This window comes from Jiangella anatolica, assembly GCF_003236295.1.
Lineage (GTDB): Bacteria > Actinomycetota > Actinomycetes > Jiangellales > Jiangellaceae > Jiangella > Jiangella anatolica.
In genome coordinates this window covers 1-23,531 of the sequence record NZ_POTW01000081.1, presented here as the reverse complement: position 1 = coordinate 23,531, position 23,531 = coordinate 1, and the positions used below count along the sequence as shown (strand labels likewise).

Here is a 23,531-nt window from a genome sequence, read left to right as displayed (position 1 = left end):
CCACCCTCAGTGGTGCATCACTGTGCAGATTGTCTAGCCGGGAGGACGCATGATCGACGGCCTCGACGCCCGCATCCTCGAGCTGTTCACCGTCGAGCCGCGGATCGGCGTGCTGGAGGCGTCGCGACGGCTGCAGGTGGCCCGCGGCACGGTGCAGGCCCGGCTGGACCGACTCCGCGAGACCGGGGTCATCGCGACCTTCGCGCCGACGGTGGACCCGGCGGCGCTCGGCTTCCGGGTGACGGCGTTCGCCATGCTCGACATCCGCCAGGGCGCCCGCGAGTCCGTCGCGGCGCACCTGAGCCGGATCCCCGAGGTGCTGGAGGTGCACACGATCACCGGTCAGGGCGACCTGCTCTGCCGCATCGTCGCCCGCGACAACGACGACCTGCAGCGCGTCATCGACGACCTGGTCGGCGACGACGACATCGTCCGCACGTCGACGCTGATCGCGCTGTCCACCGTCGTCGCGCCGCGGATCCTCCCCCTGGTGGCGTCGGCTAGCGAGACGGCTGTCCGCACCACGCGATGAGGGCGGCGCGCAGCTCGGCGTCGCGGCGGACCATCGGGCGCTTGTCGGTGGCCCAGGCGACGTAGCCGTCCGGGCGGACGAGGGTCAGGCCGTGCGAGCGGTCCACCGTCGTGACGAGGTCGACCCGGCCGGCCCAGGGGTCCACCAGGCCGTGGTGGTCCTGGCCGGTCAGCAGGACGAACCGGCCCGCGCGCAGCGCCTCGTAGAGCCGGGTCTTCGTGCCGCCTTCGGTGACGATGCTGACGTCGGGGACGCGCCGGCCGGCCAGCGGATGGTCGCCGCGGGACCGGGTGTAGCCGATGGCCAGCCCGGAGACGAACTCGCCGGCCTTGCGCTGCACCGGCCCGATGCTGGCGGCCACCGCGCCGGCGACGTTGCGCACCGTGCGCAGCGGCGCGGACCCCGTCAGCGCCATCCGCAGCAGCGTCCCGCTGCCCTGCACGACGCTCGCGCCGACCGCGCGGCGCTCGGTGTCGTAGCTGTCCAGCAGGCCGGACGGGGCCCAGCCGTGCAGCTGCGCGGCGAGCTTCCAGCTCAGGTTCGCCGAGTCCTGCAGCGCGGTGTTCATGCCCTGCCCGCCGGCCGGCGAGTGCACGTGCGCGGCGTCGCCGGCGAGGAACACCCGGCCCTCGCGGTAGCGCGGGACCAGCCGCTCGTCGCTGTGGAAGCGGGACAGCCAGCGCGCGTCATGCAGGCCGTAGTCGGTGCCGAGCACCTTCGCCGCGACGGCGCTGATCTCGGCCAGGTCGACGGGGTCGTCGTCGGGCCGTTGCAGCTTGCGGTCCCAGGCGATCACCCGGTACCAGCCGTCGCCGAACGGCGCGACGAAGGCGAACCCGTCGTCGGTCGCGTTGGCCACCAGAACGTCGTCGGGCGGTGTCGTCAGGCGGACGTCGGCGAGCATCACCGACTCGACCACGGCCTCGCCGGGGAACGGCAACCCGAGCGCGTCGCGGACCGTGCTGCGCACCCCGTCGGCGCCGACGGCGTACTTCGCGCGCAGGTCGCCTTGGTCCGTCCGCACGGTGACGCCGTCGCGGTCCTGGTCCAGCCCGGTCGCCGTCACGCCGGTCCGCAGGGTGGCGCCGGCCGCGCGGGCCCGCCCGGCGAGCACGTCCTCGACGTTGTACTGCGGCGTGACCAGCACGAACGGGAACCGCGTCGGCAGCTCGGAGAGGTCCACCTCGATGCTGCCGAACAGGCTCAGCGCGCTCACCCGTTGCCCGGTGTCGATCACCCGCTCGGCGATGTCACGCGCGTCGAACATCTCCAGGGTGCGGGCGTGGACGGCGAACGCCCTGGTCAGCGGCGAGCGGCCGGCGCGCTGCTCGACCAGCGTGCAGGAGACTCCGGCGGTGGCGAGATCGCCGGCCAGCAGCAGGCCCGCGGGGCCGCCCCCGACCACGACGACGTCCGGCGTGTCACTCATCGTCCCTCCCGGCTCTTCCGCCACTCGGCACGGTACCCGTCCCGACGCCTCCCGATACCGTCGCGGCCGTCACACTCGTCATCACACCTGGTCACGTCCGACGTCGCGATCCTGCGGACTTGCCTCGGACCCCCCGTGTGGGGGTTGAATGTCTCCGATGTCCAGTCGAGCCTCGGGCGGCGCGCTCGCCGCGTGCCTCATCACCGCAGCCATCGTCGGGTTCGCCGGCGGCGGCTACTTCGGCTCGCAGGCCGACGGCGGCACGCCGTCCGCGTCCGAGACCACGCCGGGCGGCACCACGCCGGGCGGCGGCGACACCCCGGCCGGCGGCGAGCAGCCGCCCGCGACCGAGACCGAGACCCCCGCCGGCGACGGCGCGCTCACCCTGGCCTCCGAACAGACGGAGATCAGCTCGGGCGGCCGGATCGACTTCACCGGCTCCATCGACCCGCCCGAGGAGGGCATCCAGCTGCGGCTCGAACGCAGCGTCGACGGCGGCGACTGGGAGACCTTCCCGCTCACCACCCAGCCCGTCACCAACGCCGACGGCGGATTCAGCACCTACGTCACCACCAGCCAGAGCGGGGTCAACGCGTTCCGTCTCGTGCGCGAGGACGACGACTCGGTGGTGTCCAATGAAGTCCAGGTCACGGTCAGCTGAAGCGCTCCGTCGGTGACGGATGCTTCAATAGGCGACGATGTGCCCTCCAGCCGGCGACGCCCGGCCCTCGTCCAGACATGCCGCCGGCGGCCGCCGCGCGGCGGGTGACGACGCTACAGCCGACGCCGGTTCCGTGGACGACCTCGGCATCGCCGACTGGCTGGAGTCCGCCGGTCCGGCGCCGCACGAGACCGGGCCGCTGCTGGGTGGCCTCGGCGACCTGGTCGCCGGGAACGACGCGCCGCCGCCCGCCCAGCGGCCCGCCTCCAAGCATGCGGCGGCGAGCGGCCCGGCGATCGACACCGGCCGGCCGGCGTCGACCGAGTCCCGGCACGCGGCCGCGGGATCTCCCCCGGCCGCCGACGACACGCGGCGAGCGCCCGCCGACCCGGCCGGGGCGCCTGCCGAGAGCCGGTACACCGGTGCACGGTCCCGGCGCACCGCCGAGGAGTCGCCGCGGAAGGCCGCCGAGTCCCGGCATCCGGCCGGCGAGGCCCGCCAGGCCGCCCCCGAATCCATGCATGCGGCCGGCGAGGCCCGCCACACGCCCGCGGAGTCGCGGCCGGCCGGTGGACGCCGGGCCAGGGGCCGCCACTCCGGTGTGGTTCCGAGCGCCGACGAGGCGCAGGCCGCGACCGGCGCTGCCGCTCCAGGGACCACCGCCGCATCCGGCCCGGTCGCCACCTCCAGGACCACCGCCGAGCCAGGCGCCTCATCCCGGACCTCCGACCCCGGCGTCACCTCCCGAGCCGCCGCCGAGCCCGGCGTCACCACCTCGCGGGCCGCCGATGCAGCGGCGGCGCCGGTCTTCGGCACGCCGTTCTGGTCCGCACCGGCCCCACAGCCCGATCCCGACGATCCGCTCGGGCTGGACTCCGACCCGGCTCGGGCCCCGGCCGCGGACCCGAGCCCCACCCGCTCCGCGTCCAAGCACGCCGCGCCGGGCCGCCGGGCGCGCAACCGCACCTCCGGACCCGTCGCCGCACCGGCGACACCACTCCGCCCGGAGCCGGCCGCGCCTCCCCGGGCGCCCGAACACACCCAGGCCTTCGCACCGGCACCGACATCGACACCGGCGACGCCCACCCAGGACCCGGCGCCGGAGACCCGGCTCGCGCCCCGGACCGGAGGCGGCCGCCGCGCCGCCGGACGGGCGGCCGAGCCCGCCACGAGGACCGCGTCCCCCGCCTTCATCCCCGGCCTGGACGACGACGAGGACGACGACCGCGCGCTCGAGCCCGACAGCCGAGAGAGCCGCGAGACCCGCCGCGCGGCCCCGGGCACCCGGCGCACCGGCGGCGACCCGCCGAACCGGGCCACCGCCGGGGCCCTCGCCGCGTGCCTCAGCATCGCGGCCGTCATCGGGTTCGCCGGCGGAGCCTGGTTCGGCTCCCGCCCCGACGACGGCGCCCGGCCCAGCGACTCCACCAGCACCGGACCCGGCACGCAAGCTCCGGGCGAACCGGTCCCCGAGGAGGGCGTCACGCTCGCCGCCGACCCGGTCAGCGTCCCCCCGAACGGACTGATCGCGCTGGCCGGCACGCTCGCGCCCGCCGAGGCCGGTGTCCAGCTGCGCCTGCAGCACCGCGTCGGCGACGGCGAGTGGCAGGACTACCCGGCCAGCCGGCCGATCACGCTCACCACCCGCGACGACGGCTCGTTCAGCGGCTCCGTCGCCACCGACGCGCCCGGCCCGAACGCGTTCCGCCTGATCAACGCCGACGACGGCGAGATGGTGTCGAACGAGATCGCGGTGACCGTCACCGAGTAGGAGCAGCTCAGCCGAGCCGCGAGCTCAGCTCCGCCGCCGCCTCGACGACCCGCGGCCCGACGGTGTCGGCGGCGAGCGGCCCGAGCGCGATGACGCCGACGCTGGCCTCGACACCCGCGACGCCGAGCACGGGCGCGGCCACCCCGCTGGCGCCGGGCTGCAGCTCGCCGGAAGTGGCGACGAACGTCGGCACACCAGCACGCCCCCGCAGGACGGCGCGGCCGGCGGCCCCGCGCTCCAGCGGATGCCGGGAGCCGACACGGTAGGCGACGTGATAGTCGGTGCGGGTCGGCTCGACGACGGCGACGGCCAGCGCCTCGGCGCCGTCGGCGATGGTGAGATGCGCGGTCGCGCCGACGTCCTCGGCCAGCGCCCGCAGGACCGGCTGCGCGACCTGCCGCAGCAGGGGCTGCACGCTGCCGGCCAGCGTCAGCACCCCGAACCCGACACCGAACCGGCCGCCGGCGACCCGGCGCACCAGCCCGTGCTGCTCCAGCGTCGCGAGCAGGCGGTACACGATCGTGCGGTTGACGCCCAGGACGGTGGACGCCTCGGCGACGGTGAGCCCGTTGCTCGACGCGGACAGCACCTCGAGCAGACGCAGGCCGCGATCGAGCGTCTGGGAGATCTCCACCACGGCGACAACCATAGAGGTTCGCCAGTGCCCGGTCCGGCGGGTCGTTTCGCGCGTACTGTGTCACGCAGATGACATCCACGCATCACGGGAAGGTCGGTCCGTCGATGAAGAAGCTGATCAACTCCCCCGACTCGGTCATCGCCGACGCGCTGCGCGGCATGGCCGCCGCCCATCCGTCGCTCGCCGTCGACCTGGAGAACAGGGTCGTCTCGCGTGCGGGCGGCGCGACGCAGGGCAAGGTGGGACTGGTCTCGGGTGGGGGCTCCGGACACGAGCCGTTGCACGGCGGGTACGTCGGCTACGGCATGCTCGACGCGGCCGCCCCGGGCGAGGTCTACACGTCGCCCGTGCCCGACCAGATCCTCGCCGCCACCAAGGCCGCCGACGGCGGCGCGGGCGTGCTGCACATCGTCAAGAACTACACCGGCGACGTCCTGAACTTCCGCATGGCGGCAGAGCTGGCCGATGACGACGACATCCGCGTGGTCAGCGTCGTCACCAACGACGACGCCGCCGTCGAGGACTCCACCTACACGGCCGGCCGCCGCGGCGTCGGCGGCACCGTGTTCGTCGAGAAGATCGCCGGCGCCGCCGCCGAGGAGGGCGCTGACCTCGACACCGTCGCCGGCATCGCCACGCACGTCAACGAGGTGACCCGGTCGTTCGCGATCGCGCTGCACGCCGGCACCGTCCCGGCCGCAGGCAAGCCGGGCTTCGACCTGGCCGACGACGAGGTCGAGCTGGGCGTCGGCATCCACGGCGAGCCGGGCCGCGAGCGCGGCTCGATGGCGCCGGTGCACGACCTCGTCGGCTACTCGCTGGACGTGATCCACGCCGACCGCCCGCTCTCCGGCGACCTGCTGGTGATGCTCAACGGCCAGGGCGGCACCCCGCTGATCGAGCTGTACGGCGCGTTCGCCGAGGCTGCCGCCTGGATCGAGGGCCACGGCGCGCGGGTGGCACGCAGCCTGGTCGGCAACTACATCACCAGCCTCGACCAGCAGGGCTTCTCCATCAGCGTCCTGGCGCTCGACGACGACCTGCTGCGGCTGTGGGACGCCCCGGTGGCGACGCCCGCGCTGCGCTGGGGACGGTGAGCATGGCGTTCGACACCGCGACGGCGACGGCCTGGATCACCGCGGCCGAGGCCGCCGTCAAGGCCGACGAGGCCCGGCTGACCGGCCTCGACGCGGCCATCGGCGACGGCGACCACGGCGCCAACATGGCCCGTGGCCTGTCCGCCGCCCTGACCAACATCGCCGAGAAGGCGCCGACGACGCCGGGCGATGTGCTCGTGTCGGCCGGCCGCGGAATCGTCGCCAAGACCGGCGGCGCGTCCGGGCCGCTGTACGGCAGCGCGTTCCGCCGGGCCGGCAAGGCGCTCGGCGACGCCGCCTCCGTCGAGGCGCCCGAGCTGGGCGCGGCGCTGGAGGCGGCGCTGACGGCGATCAAGGAGCTGGGCGGCGCCAACGAGGGCGACAAGACCATGATCGACGCGCTCGCCCCGGCCGTCGCCGCGTTCCAGGCGATCGCGGCCGACGGCGGACCGATCGCGATGGCGGCCGCCGCTGCCGCCGACGCCGCCGAGCAGGGGCTGGCCGCCACAATCCCGCTGCAGGCGCGCAAGGGCCGGGCCAGCTACCTCGGCCCGCGCAGCGTCGGGCACGAGGACCCGGGCGCCGCGTCGACGACGCTCATCCTGCGGGCGCTGGCGGAGGTCACGGCGTGACGGTCGGCATCGTGCTCGTCTCGCACAGCCCGGCCGTCGCCGGCTCCGTCGCGGAGCTGGCCGGTGAGCTGGCCGGCCCGTCGGTCACGATCCGGCCGGCCGGCGGCACCGACGACGGCCGGTTCGGCACCAGCATCGAGCTGATCGCGGCGGCGGTCGCGGCCGCCGACAGCGGCGACGGCGTCTGCGTGCTCATGGACATGGGCAGCTCCGTGCTGACGTCGAAGACGCTGATCGAGGACCTCGAGGACGATGGCGGCGGGCCGGTCGTCCGCCTGGCCGACGCGCCGTTCACCGAGGGCGCGGTGGCGGCCGCGGTGCTGGCCTCCACCGGCCAGGACCTCGACGCCGTCGTCGGCACCGCCGAGCAGGCCTGGTCGATGCGCAAGCTCTGACCAGCCCGCCGCCATGATCATCAACCTTCTGTGCTGTCCTGACGACACAGAAGGTTGATGATCATGGGGGCGAGCGCCCTTGACCTGTTCTCTGGCGCCGTGCACTATTTCACACATCACAGGTCACATCCGTCCAATGTGGACTCTCCACCCAATTGTTAACGCTCACAAGAGCTGAACGAGGAGGGCGAGATGAGCAAGCGATTCTCCCGACGGGACGCGCTGCGGATGGGCGCGCTGGCGGCGGCCGCTCCGGCGGCGACGTCGGCCGTCGCCGCCGCGGTCGCGCCGGCCGCCCACGCGGCCCAGGCGACGACGACCACCGCCGCCATCCCGGGCGGCGCGCCGCGCCCGGGCTGGACGTCGCCCGTGTGGGAGGTCGCGCCGTTCGCGTTGAACCAGGTCAGCCTGGGCGACGGCATCTACAAGGAGAAGCGCGACCGGATGCTGAACTACGCCCGCAACTACCCGGGCACGGGCGACCTCCTGGCCGGGCCGGACCGGATGCTGCACCTGTTCCGGGCCAACGCCGGCCTGCCCGCGCCGGGCACCTGGCCGGGCGGCTGGGACACCCCGAACCACCTGCTGCGCGGCCACTTCTCCGGCCACTGGATGACGATGCTGGCGCAGTGCTGGGCGGCGACCGGCGAGGAGATCTTCCTGACCAAGCTGGACTACATGGTCGCGGAGCTGGCCAAGGTCCAGGACGCGCTCGACGCGCGCAACCTCGGCCGCGTCCCCGGCCGGTTCGGCGCCGCGGTCGGGCTCAGCGACCCGCACCCGAACCAGTTCGTCACGCTCCCGAACGGCCTGACGACGGACCTCACCGACGCCACCTTCAGCGCCTGGGTGAACCCGGCGGCGGCCCAGGCGAACGCGCGCATCCTCACGCTCGCGACGAGCAGCCGGGTGTACCTCGCCCTCACCGCGCGGGTCTCCGACGCCGTCGGCCCGCGGTTCGCGATCACGCTCGACGGGACCGGCGCCGAACAGCGCCTGGACTCCCCCGTCCAGCTCGCCCTGAACAGCTGGAACCACGTCGCCGTCACCCTGCAGGGCGGCACCGGCCGGCTCTACGTCAACGGCGCCGAGGTCGCCGTCGCCACCGGCATGACGCTGGCCCCGGCCGCGCTCGGAGCGACGACGAGCAACTGGATCGGCCGCTCCACCAGCAACGACCACGCGCTGCTCAACGCCGCCGTCGACGAGGTGCAACTGCACGGCCGCGCGCTCGACGCCGCCGAGATCCAGGCCCTCGCCGGCGGCGCCACCGAGGTCGACAACGCCGCGCTGCGGGCCCGCTGGACCTTCGACGACGAGGGCGAGAGCGCGCCGGACGCGTCCGGGAACGGCCGCCACGCGACCATCGTCGGCACCGGCTACCCCGGCTACCTGGCCGCGTTCCCGGAGGGCCAGTTCATCCGGATCGAGCCGCCGATGGTGCAGCCGAACAGCGGGCCGAACGCCGTCTGGGCCGTCTGGTACACCCACCACAAGATCATGCGCGGCCTGCTCAACGCCTACGACCTCACCGGCAACGAGGACGCGCTGCCGATCCTGTTCCGGATGGGCGAGTGGGTGCACAGCCGGCTCAGCCGCCTCACGCCCCAAGGCCGCGACAGCATGTGGAACACGTACAGCGCCGGCGAGGCCGGGTCGATGAACGAGGTCATGGCCGAGCTCGCGTCGCACACGACCGATGCCGCACAGCGGGACCGGTTCCTCGCGGCGGCGAAGATGTTCACGTTCAGCACGCTGTTCAACGCCACCATCGACGACGTCGACCAGCTCAATGGCCGGCACGCGAACCAGTACATGGCGCCGAACATCGGCTACCTGCGCATCTTCGAGCACACCGGCGAGACCGACTACCACACGGCGGCCCGCAACTTCTGGGGCATGGTGGTCCCGCACCGCACGTTCAGCAACGGCGGCGCCGGGCGCAGCGAGCACTTCCGCGCGCGCGGCGACATCACGTCCGGGTTCACGTCCGGCAGCGACCCGCGGCACGCCGAGACCTGCTGCGCGTACAACATGCTCCGGCTGACCCGGAACCTGTTCTTCCACGAGCCCGACGCCGCGCTCATGGACTTCTACGAGAAGGCGCTGCACAACCAGATCCTCAGCTCGCGCCGCGACGTCGACAGCGTCACCGCGACGGAGGTGACGTACCACCAGAACATGTGGCCGGGCCGGTCCCGGCGCATCGGCACCACCGTCGAGTACAGCCGGTACGGCGGCAACGGCAGCTGCTGCAACGGCACCGGCACGGAGAGCCACACGAAGTACCAGGAGACGGTGTTCTTCCGGTCCGCCGATGGGTCGGCGCTCTACCTGAACCTGTTCATCCCGGCGACGCTGACCTGGCCGGAGCGCGGCTTCGTCATCGCACAGGAGACGGCGTTCCCGGCGGCCGGCGCGACCCGGCTGCGGTTCCTCAGCGGCAGCGGCCCGCTGGACCTGAGGCTACGGGTGCCCGGCTGGGCGCGGCACGGCTACTCCGTCGCCGTCAACGGCCGCGACCAGCAGGTCGACGCGACGCCGTCGTCGTACGTCACCGTCAGCCGCAGCTGGCAGGCCGGGGACGTCGTCGACATCACGATGCCGCTCAGCTTCTGGGTCGACAAGGCGCTCAACGACAAGTCGGTGCAGTCGATCATGTACGGGCCGACGCTGATGGTCGTGCGCGACGCCACCCCGAGCTATCGCGAGTTCACGTTCTTCCCGCAGCTCGGACTGGACGGCGACCTCGCGGCGTCGATCCAGCCGAGCGACGCGTCGATGCACTTCACGACGCACGGCTACCTGCTGGCGCCGTACTACGTCGCCGACCCGGTGCCCGGGCAGTTCAACTCGTTCCACCCGTACGTCAAGCGGGTGGAGCCGGAGGTGGTCTTCCGGACGCGGACGACCGGCGTGCCGAACGACGCGATCCGCGACGCCGCCGGCGAGACGTTCCTCGACCGGGTCTGGGCGGCCGCGCCGTTCGCCGACCACGGCACGTTCATCCGTCAGGTCGAGGCCGTCTCGAAGGAGTGGTTCGAGGCCGGCCGGCACACCAGGCGGCAGCGACAGGACATCCTCATCGCCGCCGCCCGGTCAGTGGCCGACTTCTGACGGGCGTCAGAACTGCTCCTCCTCGGTGGAGCCCTTGAGGGCGAGCGTGGCGCTGTCGGGGTTGAGCGCCGTCGACACGAGGTCGAAGTAGCCGGTGCCGACCTCGCGCTGGTGCTTGGTCGCGGTGTAGCCGAGCCGCTCGGCGGCGAACTCGCGCTGCTGCAGGTCGACGTAGGCCGTCATGGCGCTCTCGGCGTAGCGGCGGGCGAGGTCGAACATGCCGTAGTTGAGCTGGTGGAACCCGGCCAGCGTGATGAACTGGAACCGGTAGCCCAGGTCGGCGAGGTCGCGCTGGAACGTCTCGATCTCGGCGTCGTCGAGGTGCGCCTTCCAGTTGAACGACGGCGAGCAGTTGTAGGCCAGCAGCTTGCCCGGGTACTGCTCGTGCACGGTCTCGGCGACCTTGCGGGCCAGCGCAAGGTCCGGCGTGCCGGTCTCGACCCAGAGCAGGTCGGCGTACGGCGCGTAAGCCAGCGCCCGGGCCAGCACCGGCTCGACGCCGGAGCGGGTCCGGTGGAACCCGTCGGCGGTCCGCTCGCCGGTGAGGAACGGCTGGTCGATCGGGTCGACGTCGCTGGTGATCAGGTCCGCGGCCAGAGCGTCGGTGCGGGCGACGAGGATCGTCGGGACGCCGGCGACGTCGGCGGCCAGGCGCGCGGCGTTCAGCGTGCGGATGTGCTGCGACGTCGGCACCAGCACCTTGCCGCCGAGGTGACCGCACTTCTTCTCCGACGCCAGCTGGTCCTCGTAGTGGACGCCGGCGGCGCCGGCCGCGATCAGAGCCTTGGCCAGCTCGTACGCGTTCAGCGGCCCGCCGAAGCCGGCCTCGGCGTCGGCGACGATCGGGGCGAGCCAGTCGAACCCGGGGTCGGCGCCCTCGGCGTAGCTGATCTCGTCGGCGCGCAGCAGCGCGTTGTTGATCCGGCGGACGACGGTCGGCACCGAGTTGACCGGGTAGAGGCTCTGGTCGGGGTAGGTGTTGCCGGACGTGTTGCCGTCCGCCGCGACCTGCCAGCCGGACAGGTAGATCGCCTTCAGCCCGGCCCGGACCATCTGCACCGCCTGGTTGCCGGTGATCGCGCCCAGCGCGGCCACGTGCTCGGGCTGGTGCAGCAGCTCCCACAGCCGCTCGGCGCCACGACGGGCCAGCGTGTGCTCCTCGCGGACGCTGCCGCGCAGCCGCACGACGTCCTCGGCGGTGTAGGTGCGGCGCACGCCGGACCAGCGCGGATCGGTCGCCCACTCCTCGGCGAGCGCCGCGGCCTCGGCGGTCTGGCGGTCCAGTGTCGTCGTCATGCTCACTCCCGGTTTCGGTGAATTGCTGACGTCCTCCACCGTGGCTGGGTTCTGCCGGGGCGATCCACCGCTAGAGTGGGTGAAGATTCGCTGAACTTCACAGAACGGGAAGTCATGGCCGATCTCGACCTCGTCACCCTGGGCCGCCGCATCCGGCATGCCCGGAAGGCCGCCGGGCTGACGCTCGGCGCGCTCGCCACCGCCGTCGACCGGGCGCCGTCGCTGCTCTCGCAGATCGAGAACGGACGGCGTGAGCCGCGGCTGACGCTGCTGCAGGCCATCGCGTCGGCCCTGGAGGTCGACGTCGCCGAGCTGATGAAGCCGGAGCCGCCGTCGCAGCGGGCCGCGCTGGAGATCGCGCTGGAGCACGCGCAGGCCGATCCCCTGTACTCGTCGCTCGGGCTGCCGCACGTGACGGCGGGCGCGACGATGCAGACCGACGTGCTGGAGTCGCTCGTCGGGCTGCACCGCGAGCTGCGCCGGCGGGCCACCGAGCAGGCCGCCACGCCCGAGGAGGCGCGCCGCGCCAACGCCGAGCTGCGCCGGCAGATGCGCGACCGCGGCAACTACTTCGCCGAGATCGAAGCGGTCGCGGCCGGCATCTCCCGCGCCGTCGGGCACGACGCCGGCCCCCTCACCGAGCGCGGCGTCAGCGACGTCACCGCGCACCTCGGCTTCACCCTGCACCGCGTCGCCGACCTGCCGCGCGCCACCCGCTCCGTCACCGACCTGGAGGACCGGCGCATCTACCTGCCGTCGTCCGGGCGGGCCGGGCACGACCCACGCACCATCGTCCTGCAGACGCTCGGGCACTTCGCGCTGGGCCACCGCGAGCCGGCCGACTACGCCGACTTCCTGCGCCAGCGCGTCGAGACCAACTACTTCGCCGCGGCGCTGCTGATGCCGGAGACGGCGGCGGTCGGGTTCCTGCAGCGGGCGAAGGCCCGGCGCGAGCTGGCCATCGACGACCTGCGCGACGTGTTCGCCGTCTCCTACGAGACCGCCGCGCACCGCTTCACCAACCTCGCCACGCACCACCTGGGGCTGCCGGTGCACTTCATGCGGGTCGGCGAGGACGGCGTCATCTACAAGGCGTACGAGAACGACGACGTCACGTTCCCGGCCGACGTCACCGGCGCCATCGAGGGCCAGCTGGTCTGCCGGTTCTGGGCGTCGCGGGCGGTGTTCGCGCGGCCGGACCGGTACGCGACCCACCACCAGTACACCGACATGGGCCGCGGCACGTACTGGTGCACGACGCACGTCGAGAGCACCGCCGAGGGCGACTTCGCCATCGACGTCGGCGTGCCGTACGCCCACTCGAAGTGGTTCCAGGGCCGCGAGACCACCGTCCGGGCCACGTCGGGCTGCCCGGACCCGTCCTGCTGCCGCCGCCCGCCGGCCGCGCTCGCCGGTCGGTGGGCGCGCCGCGCCTGGCCCAGTGCACGGGTTCACTCGCACCTGCTGGCAGCATTGCCACCGGGCACGTTTCCGGGCGTCGACGACACCGACGTCTACACGTTCCTGGAACGACACTCCGGCGCTGGATCGGATTAACCGGACATTCCTCCGGAACCTGCTGACAGACCCCCAAACTGTCGGTAGGTTCTGCTGTTACTCGGCCGGTGCGATCCACCGGTGATCCGGGCGACAAGAGGGGATCCGCAGTGACGAGCCAACCCAGCCGCCGCGCCGTACTGGCGCTCGGCGCCGCCATCGTCGTGACGCCCGTCGTCACCACCGCCGCCAACGCCGCCGGCCACCCCGTCCGGACGGTCACGAGCCTCACCGCCGCGTTCACCGCCGCCGCCCGCCGGCACGGCGTCCCGCGCGACCTGCTGGTCGCGCTCGCGTACACCCTCACCCGCGTCGACGACCACGCCGGGCAGCCCAGCCAGCCCGGCGGCTACGGCGTCATGCACCTGGTCAGCAACCCGTCCACCGACACGCTGGGCACAGCCGCCGCGCTCACCGGCCACAGCGTGGACGTGCTGAAGACCGACGTCACGGCCAACGTCGACGGCGCCGCGGCACTGCTGCGCTCGCTGGCCGACGACGCCGGCCTCACCGCCGCCGACCGCCGCCGCGTCGACGCCTGGTACGCGCCCGTGGCCCGCTACTCCGGCTACGCCGACCCCTCCGTCGCCCGGCTGGAGGCCGACACCGTCTACCAGACGCTGGAGCGCGGACTGGCGTTGCGCGCCGGCGGCGAGACGTTCACCGTCGCCGCCCGCGCGGTGGCCCCCGAGTACGGCGACTTCGCCGCCGTCCCCACGCTGGACCAGCGGTTCTCGCTGATGAGCGACGACTACGGCCCGGCCCGCTGGGTGGCCGCCAACTCCGGCAACTACCGTGTCGCCAACCGGCCCAATGACTACGCGATCGATCGAGTAGTCATCCACACCGTGCAGGGCTCGTACGCCGGCTGCATCTCGTGGTTCCAGAACCCGAGCGCGAACGTCTCAGCGCACTACGTCGTCCGCTCCTCCGACGGCGAGATCACCCAGATGGTGCGGCACAAGGACGTCGCCTGGCACGTCGGCAATACGAACAACCGGTCCATCGGCATCGAGCACGAGGGCTGGGTGAACGACCCGGCCTGGTACACCGAGGCCATGTACCGCTCGTCGGCGGCGCTGACCCGCCACGTCTGCGACCGGTACGGCATCCCGCGCGACCGCGCCCACGTCATCGCGCACAGCGAGGCGCCCGGCGCGACGCACACCGACCCGGGCCCGAACTGGGACTGGAACCGCTACATGGGCTACGTCAACGGCGGCGGCACGCCGTCGTTCAGCGTCGTCGTCGACAACGGCGGCGCGTTCACCGCCAGCGCCAACTGGGTGACGGCGTCCGCACCCGGCCAGTACGGCAGCAACCACCGCCACGCGCAGCCGGTGCTGTCCAGCGACGCCGCCTGGTTCAGCGCGAACATCCCGGCGGCCGGCACCTACCTCGTCGAGGTCTGGTACCCGCAGGACCCGGCCAACAACTCCCGCACGCCGTACCTCGTCGCGACGCCGACCGGCAACCAGACCGTCTACGTCGACCAGCGCAGCAACGGCGGCAGGTGGGTCTCCATCGGCACGTTCGCGCTGGCCGCCGGCGACCACCCGGTGGTCGGCGTCAGCCGCTGGACCTCGACGGCCGGCTCGATCGAGGCCGACGCCGTCCGCATCTCCCGATGAGCTTTTCACCAAGGCCCCCGGAGCCCCGGCGGCCGCACCGCGACCCGACCCCCCACCACGGTCGCGGGGCGGCCGCCCTCAGCCGCGGGCGATCGCCCAGGCCCGGATCGTGTCGATGCGCTCCTGGATCTCCGCCGCCGTCGCCAGCGCGGCCGGCGGGCCGCCGCAGGTCTTGCGCAGCTCGGTGTGGATGACGCCGTGCGGCTTGCCGGTGCGGTGGTGCCAGGCGCCGACCAGGCCGTTGAGCTCCCGGCGCAGCATGGAGATCTGCTCGAACACCGCCGGGTCGCGGCCACCGTCGCCGTTCCCGTCGGCGGCGGACGAGGTGCCGTCGCCGTCGGCGGGCGCCGACGCACGGGCCGCCTGCTGCTCGGCCTGGCGCCGGCGCAGCAGCACCGCCACCTGGTCCGGCTCCAGCAGGCCGGGAATGCCCAGGTAGTCGGCCTCCTCGGCGGAGCCGGCCCGGGCCTGGGTGCCGAACTCGCCGCCGTCGTAGAGGACGCGGTCGAAGGAGGCGTCGGAGCCCAGTGCCTCGAACGGCATGAGCTCCTCGCCGTCGGCCGGCTCCTCGCGCTGGGCCGCCTCCATCAGCGCCTCTTCGACGGCGTTCGGGTCGTCGTCGGCGCCCGGCGGCTTGCCGAGGACGTGGTCGCGGGAGACCTCCATCTCGCCGGCGTAGGAGAGCAGCGACGGCACCGTCGGCAGGAAGATCGACGCGGTCTCGCCGCGCTTGCGGACGCGGACGAAGCGTCCGACGGCCTGGGCGAAGAACAGCGGCGTCTGCGTGGCCGTCGCGTAGACGCCGACCGCGAGCCGGGGCACGTCGACGCCCTCGGAGACCATGCGGACGGCGACCATCCAGCGGCTGTCGCCGTCGCTGAAGTCGGCGATCTTCTTCGACGCCTTCGGCTCGTCGGACACGACGACCGTCGGCGACTCGCCGCAGACCCGCTTGAGCAGCGCCGCGTAGGCCCGGGCCGACTCCTGGTCGGTCGCGATGACCAGCCCGCCGGCGTCGGGCACGTGCCGGCGCACCTCGGTCAGCCGAGTGTCGGCGGCCTGCAGGACCGACGGGATCCAGTCGCCGTGCGGGTCCAGCGCCGTGCGCCACGCCTGCGCGGTGATGTCCTTCGTCAGCGGCTCGCCCAGCCGTGCGGCGACCTCGTCGCCGGCCCGCGTCCGCCAGCGCATCTCACCGGAGTAGGCGAGGAACAGCACCGGCCGGACGACGCCGTCCTTCAACGCTTCGGCGTAGCCGTAGGCGTGGTCGGCGACGCTGCGCGGGACGCCCTGCACGTCGGGCGCGTAGGTGACGAACGGGATCGGGTTGATGTCGGAGCGGAACGGCGTACCGGTCAGCGCCAGCCGCCGCGTCGCCGGGTCGAACGCCTCGCGGGTCGCCTCGCCCCAGGACATCGAGTCGCCGGCGTGGTGCACCTCGTCGAGGATGACCAGCGTGCGGCGGTTCTCGCAGCGGGCGCGGTGCAGCATCGGGTGCGCGGCGACGCCGGCATAGGTGACGGCGACGCCGGTGAAGTCGCGGCTGGTGCGCGCGGTGCGGCCGCTGAACGCGGGATCGACGGTGATGCCGACCTTGTCGGCGGCCTCGGCCCACTGCCGCTTCAGGTGCTCCGTCGGCGCGACGATCGTGAGCTGGTGGACGACCTTGCGGGCCAGCAGCTCCGCGGCGACGCGCAGCGCAAACGTCGTCTTGCCCGCTCCCGGCGTCGCGACGGCCAGATAGTCGCGCGGATCGCGGGTGAGGTAGTCCTCGAGCGCCGCCGCCTGCCAGGCGCGCAGGCGCCCCGCGGTTCCCCACGGGGCACGATCGGGATAGGCAGGAGGCAGGTGCTCAGCGGCCGAAGTGCTCACACATCTCCTGTGACGTCGACGTCCTTGCTCTGACGCGGCCCGTCGGCGGCGTTGCCGACACCGGGCGTCGGCCCGGGCACCTCGTCGAGACTAGCCGCCGGGACCGACAGCCCGGGGTCGGACGCGCGCACGGCATCGGACGGCGATCGGACCCGGCCGGCCGCCCAGGCGCCGAACAGCGCCAGGCAGGCCATCACCACGATGATCACCAAGTACACCCAGTGGTCGACGGTGGTCTCGGCGATCGACTCCGCGTGCCCGGTGCCGAAGATCGTCCCGGCCAGCCCGACGAACGTCGCCGTGAACAGCGCGTCGCTGACCTGCAGCGCCGCCGAGTTCGCGCCGTGGTCGGCCACAGGCGACAGCTGGAACAGCAGCACGCTCATGCTGGCCGTCGCGATGCCCATGCCGAACGCGCCGACCGCCCAGCCGAGCATCACCACGACCGGCGGCACCGCCTCGACCAGCGCCAGCGACACACTGCAGATCGCGGCCGCGACGAACAGCCCGCCGGCGCGGACCAGCAGGTACCGCGGCGCGACCGTGCGGGTGCGGCCCTGGTACCAGGAGCCGGTCGCCCAGCCCAGCGCGCCGCCGGTCAGCGACAGCCCGGCCAGCGTCGAGGACATCCCCCGCTCGGACACCAGCAGCAGCGGCAGGAACGTCTCGGTGCCGAAGAACGCGCCCGCGTAGATGCCGCGCAGCGCGACGACGGTCGGCAGGCCGCGGCGCAGCGCTATGGTGCCCGGCGGCAGCAGCTTCGGCACGCTCGGCACCATCAGCGCGAGCGCGACGGCCGCCACCGCGATCGCGACCAGGTCCGCCCGCGCGCCCGCGTACTGCAGCAGCCCCACGCCGACCGAGGCCGCCAGCGCGAACCGCTTGCGCCCCACGCGCGACGGCGCGCCACCCGGCGGCGGCCCGTCGACGGACTTCGCCGACGGCAGCGCGAGGAACACCGGGATCAGCACCAGCGGCGCGATGCCCAAGAACACCCACCGCCACGACAGCTCGTCCGTCAGCACGCCCGCGACCAGCGGCCCGACGATCGACGGGACCACCCAGGCGGCGGCCATGCCGGCGAAGATCTTCGGCCGCAGCCGTTCCGGGTACGTCCGTCCCACGACGACGTACAGCGCGACGATGACCAGCCCGCCGCCCAGGCCCTGGACGGCCCGTCCGGCCAGGAACGGCCACATCGACTGCGCGGCGCCGGCCAGCAGCAGGCCGGCGGTGAACGCGCCGGTGCCGAGGATCAGCGGCAGCAGCGGCCCGCGCCGGTCGCACAGCTCGCCGGAGACCACCATGGCGAACAGGCTCGTGGTGAAGAACGCCGAGAACGCGAACGCGTACAGCGCCATGCCGTCCAGCTCGGGCACCGCCGTGGGCATCGCGGTCGCGACCGCCATCGACTCGAACGCGATGAACACGACCGACGAGACGATGCCGATCGACAGCCGCCGGTACGCCGGGCCGAGGATCCCCTGGGTGGCCTCGTCGCCCGGCTGCTCTGTCACGAGCGAATCATAGCGACGCTGCCGTCACGCGCCAGGCGCGCGCCCGGTCCGTAGACTGGACGCCGTGAGCACTCAGTTGACCCCCGGCAGCGACACCATCGAGGATCGGCGTACCCAGCCCACCAGCGGCGACGGCGATCACGAGCGGTTCTCGCACTACGTGCCCAAGGACAAGCTCACCGACGCCATGATCAACGGGACGCCCGTCATCGCACTGTGCGGCAAGGTGTGGGTGCCCAGCCGCGACCCGCAGAAGTACCCGGTCTGCCCGCAGTGCAAGGAGATCTGGGAGTCGATGAAGCCCGGCGGCGGCGACAAATCCTGATCCCGCTGTCACATTCGGGTCGCCAGAAGCACCCATAGGGGGTGTGAGAGCGACAACGACGACGGCGTCCGGGCCGGGCCGTGGCTGAGCGGCCGGTCCAGGACGCCGTCCAGGCCCTGACGTCCCTGCGCGCCGCCGCGCGGGCGGAGCTCGACGTGCTCCGGGTGGCGACGGCGGTCCGTGCGGCCGGCGTCACCGCGCGCCTGCCGGCCGCGGCCGCCGCGGGCCTGCCCGCCGCCGCGGGCCTGCCCGCCGCCGCATGCCTGCCGGACGGCGTCGCCGTGCCGCTGGTCGCCGCCGTCGACTCGGCCGCCCGATCCTCGCTCGAGGCGATCGACGCCGAGGCACGGCGGCTGCGCCGCCTGCTGCACGAGACTCCCCAGCCGGGCCGCCGGTCACCGTTCGCCGGCCCACCGCCCCCAGTGGCCGGCGGTCCCGCTCCGGCCCTCGGCCCGCCCACCCCGGGGCTGGCCGAGGAGCCGGAGCTGGCCGGCGGTGCCCGGTACGCCGAGCATCCGCTCACGCTGCCGGACACCGTCGGCCCCGAACTGGCCCGGCAGGGCTGCATCAGCGACTGTCACCTCGTCGCCGCGCTGTGCACGGTCGCCGGCCGGGCGCCCTGGCTGCTGCCGTCGGTGAGCGCCGTCGACGGCGCCGTGCTGGTCGACGTGCCGGGCCGGCGCTACCGGCTGCGCCCGACGCTCCCGGTCGACGACGCGACCGGGCGGCTGGCCTACGCCCACTCGCCCGACGGCTCGACGCTGGTGCCGTACGTCGAGAAGGCGTACGCCGTCTACGGCGGCGGGTACCACGTGCTCGGCCAGGGCGGGCTGCCGGTCGAGGCGCTGTACTGGATCACCGGCCGACCCAGCTACCTGCTCCGGGTGCCGAAGGCCGGCGACGACCTCGTGGCCGAGCTGATCGAGTCCGGCCAGCCCGTGGTGGCCTGCAGCCGTCCGCTCGGCGCCGACGAAGCCGGCGCGGCGGCCGCGCTGCGGTACCGGCTGGCGCCGGTGGCGCACGCCTACGCGATCACCGGGCTCGACGAGGAGCGCCGGGTCCTGCTGCACAATCCGTGGGGCCGGTGGCATCCGCGGCCGGTGCCGCTGGACGTGTTCGCCGAGCTGTTCACCCGCATCGACTGGTGCGAGACCGATGACGACTGAACCGAGGGCGGCCGTGCGGGTGCGTCTCGGCCACCCGGTCCCCGTCGGCGCGGGCTGGGTCGCCTTCCTCGGCGCCGACCCACCCCACGTTCGCCTCGGCGTCGACGAGCCCGGCGGGGCCGAGACCGTCGCCTGGTACGCGCCGGGCGACGTGCTGACGGTGGGCGGCACGCGCTGGCGGGTCCGCAGCACCAGCCCACCGCCGCGGCTGGCCGCCGACGCGCCGCCCGGCGCCGCCGGCGACCACGTCGTCGCCGTCCTGGTCCCGGCCGACGACGCGCTCAGTCGTGGCCCAGGCCCTCGTCGCGGGCCCTGATGATGGCGGCCGCGCGGTCGGGGACGGCGAGCTTGGTCAGCACGTTCGACACGTGGTTGCGCACCGTCTTGGGGCTCAGGACCAGCCGTCTGGAGATCTGCGTGTTGTCGAAGCCGCGGGCCACCAGGTCCAGCACCTCGCGCTCCCGGTCCGACAGCTCCGGGAACGGCACCCGGACCGCCGTCCGCCCGGCCGTCAGCGTCGCCATCGCCCGCGCGGCCACCTGCGGGCCGAGGATCATCTCGCCGTTCGCGACCGCCCGGACGCCGCGCTCCACCTCGTCCGGCGACGCGCCCTTGAGCAGGTAGCCCCTGGCGCCGGCGCGGACCGACGCGACGACGGACTCGTCGTCCTCGCGCATGGTGATGACGAGGACCCGCAGCTCGGGCAGCCTGCGCACCAGGTCGCGGGTGACCTCCACGCCGGAGTCGGCGCCGAGATGGAGGTCCATCAGCACGACGTCCACCGACTCGTCGACGACCTCGTGCGCCTCGCCCGCCGACGCCGCCTGCCCCACGACCTCGATGCCGCCGAGACTGTCGAGCAGCGCGACCATGCCGAGGCGGAACACCGGATGGTCGTCGACGACCACGACCCTGATCATGAGGCGACCTTCTCACTCGGGAACCAGGCCAGCACGGTGGTGCCGCCGCCGTCGCGCGCGCCGACCTCGACGTAGCCGCCCTGTTCGGCGGCGCGCTCGCGCATCGACCGGCTGCCCACACCCGGCACCGCGCCCGGCGCGACGCCGACCCCGTCGTCGGAGACCGTCAGCAGGACTCCGCTGTCGTGCGGGCGGGCCTCCACCCAGGCGCAGCGGGCGTTCGCGTGCCGGCTGACGTTGGCCAGCGCCTCGCTGACGATGCCGTACGCGGCGGCCGCCTGGGCGGCGGGCAGCGACTCCACCTGCTGCGCCGACACCGTCAGGGCCAGCCCGTCCTCGGCGTACCGGTTCACGAGCTCCTCCAGCGCCGGGGCCAGGCCAAGCTCGTCGAGGGCCGGCGGCAGCAGGTGGTGCGAGAGCGTCCGCACCGCGTCGACGCGCTGGTCCAGTTCGGTCTGCAGCGCGCCGAGCAGCCGCTTCCCGGCCTCGACGTCGGTGTCGAGCAGGTTGCGGGCGCCCTGGAGGCCGAGCCGCAGCCCGGCCAGCGACGGGCCCAGGCCGTCGTGGATCTCGCGCCGGATGACGCGGCGCTCCTCCAGGCGCGCCGTGGCGACCCGTTCGCGCAGCTGCTCGACCGACGCGGCGGCCCGGCCGACCGCGACGGCGGTCGCGACGACGGCGGCGAGGTCGCGCAGCGTCGACTGCTCGCGGCCGCCCAGCGTCTCGCCCGGTGGTGCGGTCACCGCCAGCCGGCCGACGTCCTCGCCGCGATGGACCAGCGGGATGGACTCGCCCGCGGTCGTCGGCCGGCCCCAGCGGACCACGATGCCGCCGTCGACCTCGATCCCGACCGACTCCAGCCGCATCGACCGGCCGATGTCCTCGGCCAGCCCCCGCAGCAGTTCGTCCGTCGAGCCCGCGTCGCCGAGATGGGAGCCGAGCCGCACCGCCCGCACCGGATCGGCGGCCGCGCCGTAGACCAGCCGGTGGACGCGGGTCGACAGCGCCATCCGCAGCGGCTGCACCGCGACGGCCACCGACCCGGCCGCGACCAGCTGCGCGGCGCCCTGGCCCGGCACGACCCGTCCGACCAGCAGCGCGACCACGAGGTACAGGGCGAGCAGGCCGGTCGTCAGCAGGCCGGCCAGGACGGTGCGGCTGACGGCGAGGCCCAGGCCCCACATCCGGTTGCGCAGCACCGCCACCAGCACCGCGGCCGGGAACACCGCCTGCGACAACAGGTGCAGCACCGGCGTCGACCAGTACGGGATGTCCCAGGCGAAGATCAGCGGCACGAACGACACCGCGAGGATCGCCGTGCCGAGGGCCAGCCAGCCGAGGCCGTTGCGCTCGTCCTCCGGCCCGCGGCGGTGCCGCCACTCCGTCTCCGCCGTCGTGACCAGCCCGAGCACGACGGCGGCGGCGAACAGCTCGGTGGCCGCCCACCCCGGCGCGACGATGTTCGCCAGGCTCAGCGCGAGCGTGACGGCGGCGCCCGCGAGCAGGCCGGCCCAGGCCAGGCGGCCGAGCGGGTGGTCGCGGACCAACCACGGGACGACGAGGAAGAGCGCCAGCGTGCCCGGCACCCAGGCGATGCTCTGCAGGTCCGCGATGGCGGCGACGGGGTCCGGGCCGCCGGGGCGCGCGGACCAGCCGGCGTAGCCGTAGCCGAGGGCCGCGAGGCCGCCGCCGACCGCGGCGAGCGCCAGCAGGACCGGCACCGGGTGCAGCCGCCGGCGCAGCGTGATCGCGGCGACCGTTCCGTAGACGCAGGCCACGGTGACGTCGACGACGAAGAACCAGAGGTTCGCGTCCAGCGGCGGGCGGGCGAGGACCAGCAGGACGGTGGACAACGCGGCCAGCGCCCAGGCGGCCACGGCGATCGCCGTGGCCACCCAGGCGCGGATCCTGCGCGACGTGTCGGGCATGATGCTCCGAGCTCCCCCTCTCGGGCCGGCCCCCCGGCGTACGGCCCGCTGACGGAAGGGTGCCACAGCGTGCGCCGCGACCACGGTGCGCAGGCGTCGTCAGGCCCGGCGCCGGTCCCCCCACGCGAAGCCGAGCGCGACGACGAGCACGAGGGCCGGCCCGGTGAAGCCGGCCATGTACTGCAGCGGCGAGATGCCCAGCAGCAGCGTGAGCCCACCGAGGACCGTCGCGACCCACCCGATCCAGCGCGGCGCCGCGGCATGCCGCAACGCGGCGACGGCGAGGGCGGCCCCCGTGATCCCGGCGCCCACCCACAGCCACGGCACGGTGCCGATCCAGTGGCCGAACATCACGGCCACCTCGGGCACCAGCGCGGCGCCGTCGTCGGACAGCGCGAACACGAACTCGGTGTTCAGCCCGGCGCCCAGGAGCCCGGCGACAGACGTCAGCAGCAGCCCGAACGCGGCCACGTCGGGCAGCAGGCTGTCGGCCGGCGCCTGCGCCTTGAGGCGGCGGCGCAGACCGGCGGCGAAGACGACGAGCAGGACGGTGGCCACCATCGTCGTCAGGTGGAACACGACGATGTTCGGGACGAAGTCGCGCAGCTTCTCCAGGATCGCCGGCGCGTCACCGTCGATGTCCTCGTCGTAGACGGCGGTGATGCTCGCCGACGCCTGGATGCCGGCGACGCCGGCCAGGCCGGCCAGGATGCCGGCGTACGCCCAGGCGCGCTGGGCTGGTGTCACGATCTCGTGCGTGGCGCCGGGCGCCAGACTGGTACTCATGATTCTCCCCCTCGTCGGTGCGTTGACGAGGTGAGCCTGCTGCGCCCGCCGTCCCGGCCGGCAGGGCAGATTGTCCCGTTCCGCCGGGGAGCTCCACCGGGACTCCCATGATCATCAACCTTTTGTGTCGTTAGAGAGCCTGTTGCTCTTTGTGGTTGTAGCTGACCGGTGTGGTTCGGGTTGGTGGTTCTTGGGTTGTCGGCTTGTCGGGGTCCGGTGCTGGTGGGCTGGTCAGGCGGTGGCGATCTGGGCGGTGGTGATG

The 23,531-nt window shown here is 73.8% G+C and carries 20 protein-coding genes; 12 read left to right on the top strand and 8 right to left on the bottom strand.

Annotated features, from left to right (window positions below; genetic code table 11):
* The first annotated feature begins 49 nt into the window (after window positions 1-49).
* On the top strand, window positions 50-532 hold the full coding sequence (locus C1I92_RS25135; protein ID WP_111257385.1) for an Lrp/AsnC family transcriptional regulator: 483 nt from the start codon (window positions 50-52) through the stop codon (window positions 530-532).
* Here the strand turns inward: C1I92_RS25135 and C1I92_RS25130 are convergent.
* Entirely contained in the window at window positions 501-1,961 is a 1,461-nt protein-coding gene (locus C1I92_RS25130) for an FAD-dependent monooxygenase (RefSeq protein WP_111257384.1), read from the bottom strand. The two genes, C1I92_RS25135 and C1I92_RS25130, sit on opposite strands and share 32 nt — an antisense overlap.
* 157 nt (window positions 1,962-2,118) lie before the next feature.
* On the opposite strand from C1I92_RS25130, the gene C1I92_RS34600 reads away from it, so the two are divergent.
* Window positions 2,119-2,622 (top strand): hypothetical protein, encoded by a 504-nt coding sequence (locus C1I92_RS34600; protein WP_199521570.1) that lies wholly within the window; start codon window positions 2,119-2,121, stop codon window positions 2,620-2,622.
* 133 nt (window positions 2,623-2,755) lie between these two features.
* Window positions 2,756-4,393 carry a hypothetical protein gene (locus C1I92_RS25120; RefSeq protein WP_111257383.1) on the top strand — a complete coding sequence of 546 codons (1,638 nt, stop codon included), beginning with the start codon at window positions 2,756-2,758 and terminating at the stop codon, window positions 4,391-4,393.
* A gap of 7 nt (window positions 4,394-4,400) precedes the next feature.
* On the opposite strand, the gene C1I92_RS25115 is transcribed toward C1I92_RS25120, so the two are convergent.
* The gene (locus C1I92_RS25115; protein ID WP_111257382.1) at window positions 4,401-5,042 is read right to left on the bottom strand and encodes an IclR family transcriptional regulator; all 642 of its coding nucleotides are present in this window, start codon (window positions 5,040-5,042) and stop codon (window positions 4,401-4,403) included.
* A gap of 92 nt (window positions 5,043-5,134) precedes the next feature.
* On the opposite strand from C1I92_RS25115, the gene dhaK reads away from it, so the two are divergent.
* From dhaK to C1I92_RS25095, 4 genes are all read left to right on the top strand, one after another.
* Entirely contained in the window at window positions 5,135-6,127 is a 993-nt protein-coding gene (dhaK, locus tag C1I92_RS25110) for a dihydroxyacetone kinase subunit DhaK (RefSeq protein WP_111257381.1), read from the top strand.
* A gap of 2 nt (window positions 6,128-6,129) precedes the next feature.
* Window positions 6,130-6,759, top strand: coding sequence for a dihydroxyacetone kinase subunit DhaL (dhaL, locus tag C1I92_RS25105; RefSeq protein WP_111257393.1), 630 nt, complete (start codon window positions 6,130-6,132; stop codon window positions 6,757-6,759).
* The gene (gene dhaM / locus C1I92_RS25100; RefSeq protein ID WP_111257380.1) at window positions 6,756-7,154 is read left to right on the top strand and encodes a dihydroxyacetone kinase phosphoryl donor subunit DhaM; all 399 of its coding nucleotides are present in this window, start codon (window positions 6,756-6,758) and stop codon (window positions 7,152-7,154) included. Before dhaL ends, dhaM begins: the two co-directional genes overlap by 4 nt.
* 192 nt (window positions 7,155-7,346) lie before the next feature.
* Window positions 7,347-10,271, top strand: a complete 2,925-nt coding sequence (locus C1I92_RS25095) for a beta-L-arabinofuranosidase domain-containing protein (RefSeq protein ID WP_146605275.1) — start codon at window positions 7,347-7,349, stop codon at window positions 10,269-10,271.
* A gap of 6 nt (window positions 10,272-10,277) precedes the next feature.
* Here C1I92_RS25095 and aceA read toward each other — a convergent pair whose 3' ends face one another.
* Window positions 10,278-11,567, bottom strand: coding sequence for an isocitrate lyase (aceA, locus tag C1I92_RS25090; RefSeq protein WP_111257378.1), 1,290 nt, complete (start codon window positions 11,565-11,567; stop codon window positions 10,278-10,280).
* Between the two features lie 114 nt (window positions 11,568-11,681).
* Between aceA and C1I92_RS25085 the strand changes: the two genes are divergently transcribed.
* Both C1I92_RS25085 and C1I92_RS35040 read left to right on the top strand, forming a co-directional pair.
* Entirely contained in the window at window positions 11,682-13,124 is a 1,443-nt protein-coding gene (locus C1I92_RS25085; protein WP_111257377.1) for a helix-turn-helix transcriptional regulator, read from the top strand.
* 110 nt (window positions 13,125-13,234) lie between these two features.
* The gene (locus tag C1I92_RS35040) at window positions 13,235-14,755 is read left to right on the top strand and encodes a golvesin C-terminal-like domain-containing protein (protein WP_111257376.1); all 1,521 of its coding nucleotides are present in this window, start codon (window positions 13,235-13,237) and stop codon (window positions 14,753-14,755) included.
* A 78-nt stretch (window positions 14,756-14,833) separates the two neighbouring features.
* Here the strand turns inward: C1I92_RS35040 and C1I92_RS25075 are convergent, their stop codons facing one another.
* Window positions 14,834-16,627, bottom strand: coding sequence for a DEAD/DEAH box helicase (locus tag C1I92_RS25075; RefSeq protein ID WP_111257375.1), 1,794 nt, complete (start codon window positions 16,625-16,627; stop codon window positions 14,834-14,836).
* Window positions 16,624-18,144 carry an MFS transporter gene (locus C1I92_RS25070; RefSeq protein ID WP_199521569.1) on the bottom strand — a complete coding sequence of 507 codons (1,521 nt, stop codon included), beginning with the start codon at window positions 18,142-18,144 and terminating at the stop codon, window positions 16,624-16,626. The genes C1I92_RS25075 and C1I92_RS25070 overlap by 4 nt, the downstream gene beginning before the upstream one ends.
* Window positions 18,145-18,208: 64 nt before the next feature.
* Here C1I92_RS25070 and C1I92_RS25065 point away from each other — a divergent pair, with 64 nt between their 5' ends.
* The 3 genes from C1I92_RS25065 (at window position 18,209) to C1I92_RS33495 (ending at window position 19,951) form a co-directional block, all read left to right on the top strand.
* Window positions 18,209-18,469 carry a DUF3039 domain-containing protein gene (locus C1I92_RS25065; protein WP_111257374.1) on the top strand — a complete coding sequence of 87 codons (261 nt, stop codon included), beginning with the start codon at window positions 18,209-18,211 and terminating at the stop codon, window positions 18,467-18,469.
* Window positions 18,470-18,549: 80 nt separating this feature from the next.
* The gene (locus C1I92_RS25060; RefSeq protein WP_111257373.1) at window positions 18,550-19,635 is read left to right on the top strand and encodes a C2 family cysteine protease; all 1,086 of its coding nucleotides are present in this window, start codon (window positions 18,550-18,552) and stop codon (window positions 19,633-19,635) included.
* Window positions 19,625-19,951, top strand: coding sequence for a DUF6406 domain-containing protein (locus C1I92_RS33495; RefSeq protein WP_146605274.1), 327 nt, complete (start codon window positions 19,625-19,627; stop codon window positions 19,949-19,951). The genes C1I92_RS25060 and C1I92_RS33495 overlap by 11 nt, the downstream gene beginning before the upstream one ends.
* On the opposite strand, the gene C1I92_RS25050 is transcribed toward C1I92_RS33495, so the two are convergent.
* The 3 genes from C1I92_RS25050 to C1I92_RS25040 all read right to left on the bottom strand — a co-directional run bounded on the left by C1I92_RS25050 (window position 19,917) and on the right by C1I92_RS25040 (window position 23,269).
* The gene (locus C1I92_RS25050) at window positions 19,917-20,555 is read right to left on the bottom strand and encodes a response regulator (protein ID WP_111257372.1); all 639 of its coding nucleotides are present in this window, start codon (window positions 20,553-20,555) and stop codon (window positions 19,917-19,919) included. The genes C1I92_RS33495 and C1I92_RS25050 overlap by 35 nt on opposite strands.
* Entirely contained in the window at window positions 20,552-22,483 is a 1,932-nt protein-coding gene (locus tag C1I92_RS25045) for a sensor histidine kinase (protein WP_111257371.1), read from the bottom strand. Before C1I92_RS25045 ends, C1I92_RS25050 begins: the two co-directional genes overlap by 4 nt.
* A gap of 99 nt (window positions 22,484-22,582) precedes the next feature.
* Window positions 22,583-23,269, bottom strand: coding sequence for a hypothetical protein (locus tag C1I92_RS25040; RefSeq protein ID WP_111257370.1), 687 nt, complete (start codon window positions 23,267-23,269; stop codon window positions 22,583-22,585).
* Window positions 23,270-23,531: the final 262 nt, after the last annotated feature.

Bases quoted from the DNA above. Each gene is read 5' to 3' on its own strand.
- C1I92_RS25135 (WP_111257385.1), top strand. From the start codon at position 50: ATGATCGACGGCCTCGACGCCCGCATCCTCGAGCTGTTCACCGTCGAG.
- C1I92_RS25130 (WP_111257384.1), bottom strand. From the start codon at position 1,961: ATGAGTGACACGCCGGACGTCGTCGTGGTCGGGGGCGGCCCCGCGGGC.
- C1I92_RS34600 (WP_199521570.1), top strand. From the start codon at position 2,119: ATGTCCAGTCGAGCCTCGGGCGGCGCGCTCGCCGCGTGCCTCATCACC.
- C1I92_RS25115 (WP_111257382.1), bottom strand. From the start codon at position 5,042: ATGGTTGTCGCCGTGGTGGAGATCTCCCAGACGCTCGATCGCGGCCTG.
- dhaK (WP_111257381.1), top strand. From the start codon at position 5,135: ATGAAGAAGCTGATCAACTCCCCCGACTCGGTCATCGCCGACGCGCTG.
- dhaL (WP_111257393.1), top strand. From the start codon at position 6,130: ATGGCGTTCGACACCGCGACGGCGACGGCCTGGATCACCGCGGCCGAG.
- C1I92_RS25095 (WP_146605275.1), top strand. From the start codon at position 7,347: ATGAGCAAGCGATTCTCCCGACGGGACGCGCTGCGGATGGGCGCGCTG.
- aceA (WP_111257378.1), bottom strand. From the start codon at position 11,567: ATGACGACGACACTGGACCGCCAGACCGCCGAGGCCGCGGCGCTCGCC.
- C1I92_RS25085 (WP_111257377.1), top strand. From the start codon at position 11,682: ATGGCCGATCTCGACCTCGTCACCCTGGGCCGCCGCATCCGGCATGCC.
- C1I92_RS33495 (WP_146605274.1), top strand. From the start codon at position 19,625: ATGACGACTGAACCGAGGGCGGCCGTGCGGGTGCGTCTCGGCCACCCG.
- C1I92_RS25050 (WP_111257372.1), bottom strand. From the start codon at position 20,555: ATGATCAGGGTCGTGGTCGTCGACGACCATCCGGTGTTCCGCCTCGGC.
- C1I92_RS25045 (WP_111257371.1), bottom strand. From the start codon at position 22,483: ATGCCCGACACGTCGCGCAGGATCCGCGCCTGGGTGGCCACGGCGATC.
- C1I92_RS25040 (WP_111257370.1), bottom strand. From the start codon at position 23,269: ATGAGTACCAGTCTGGCGCCCGGCGCCACGCACGAGATCGTGACACCA.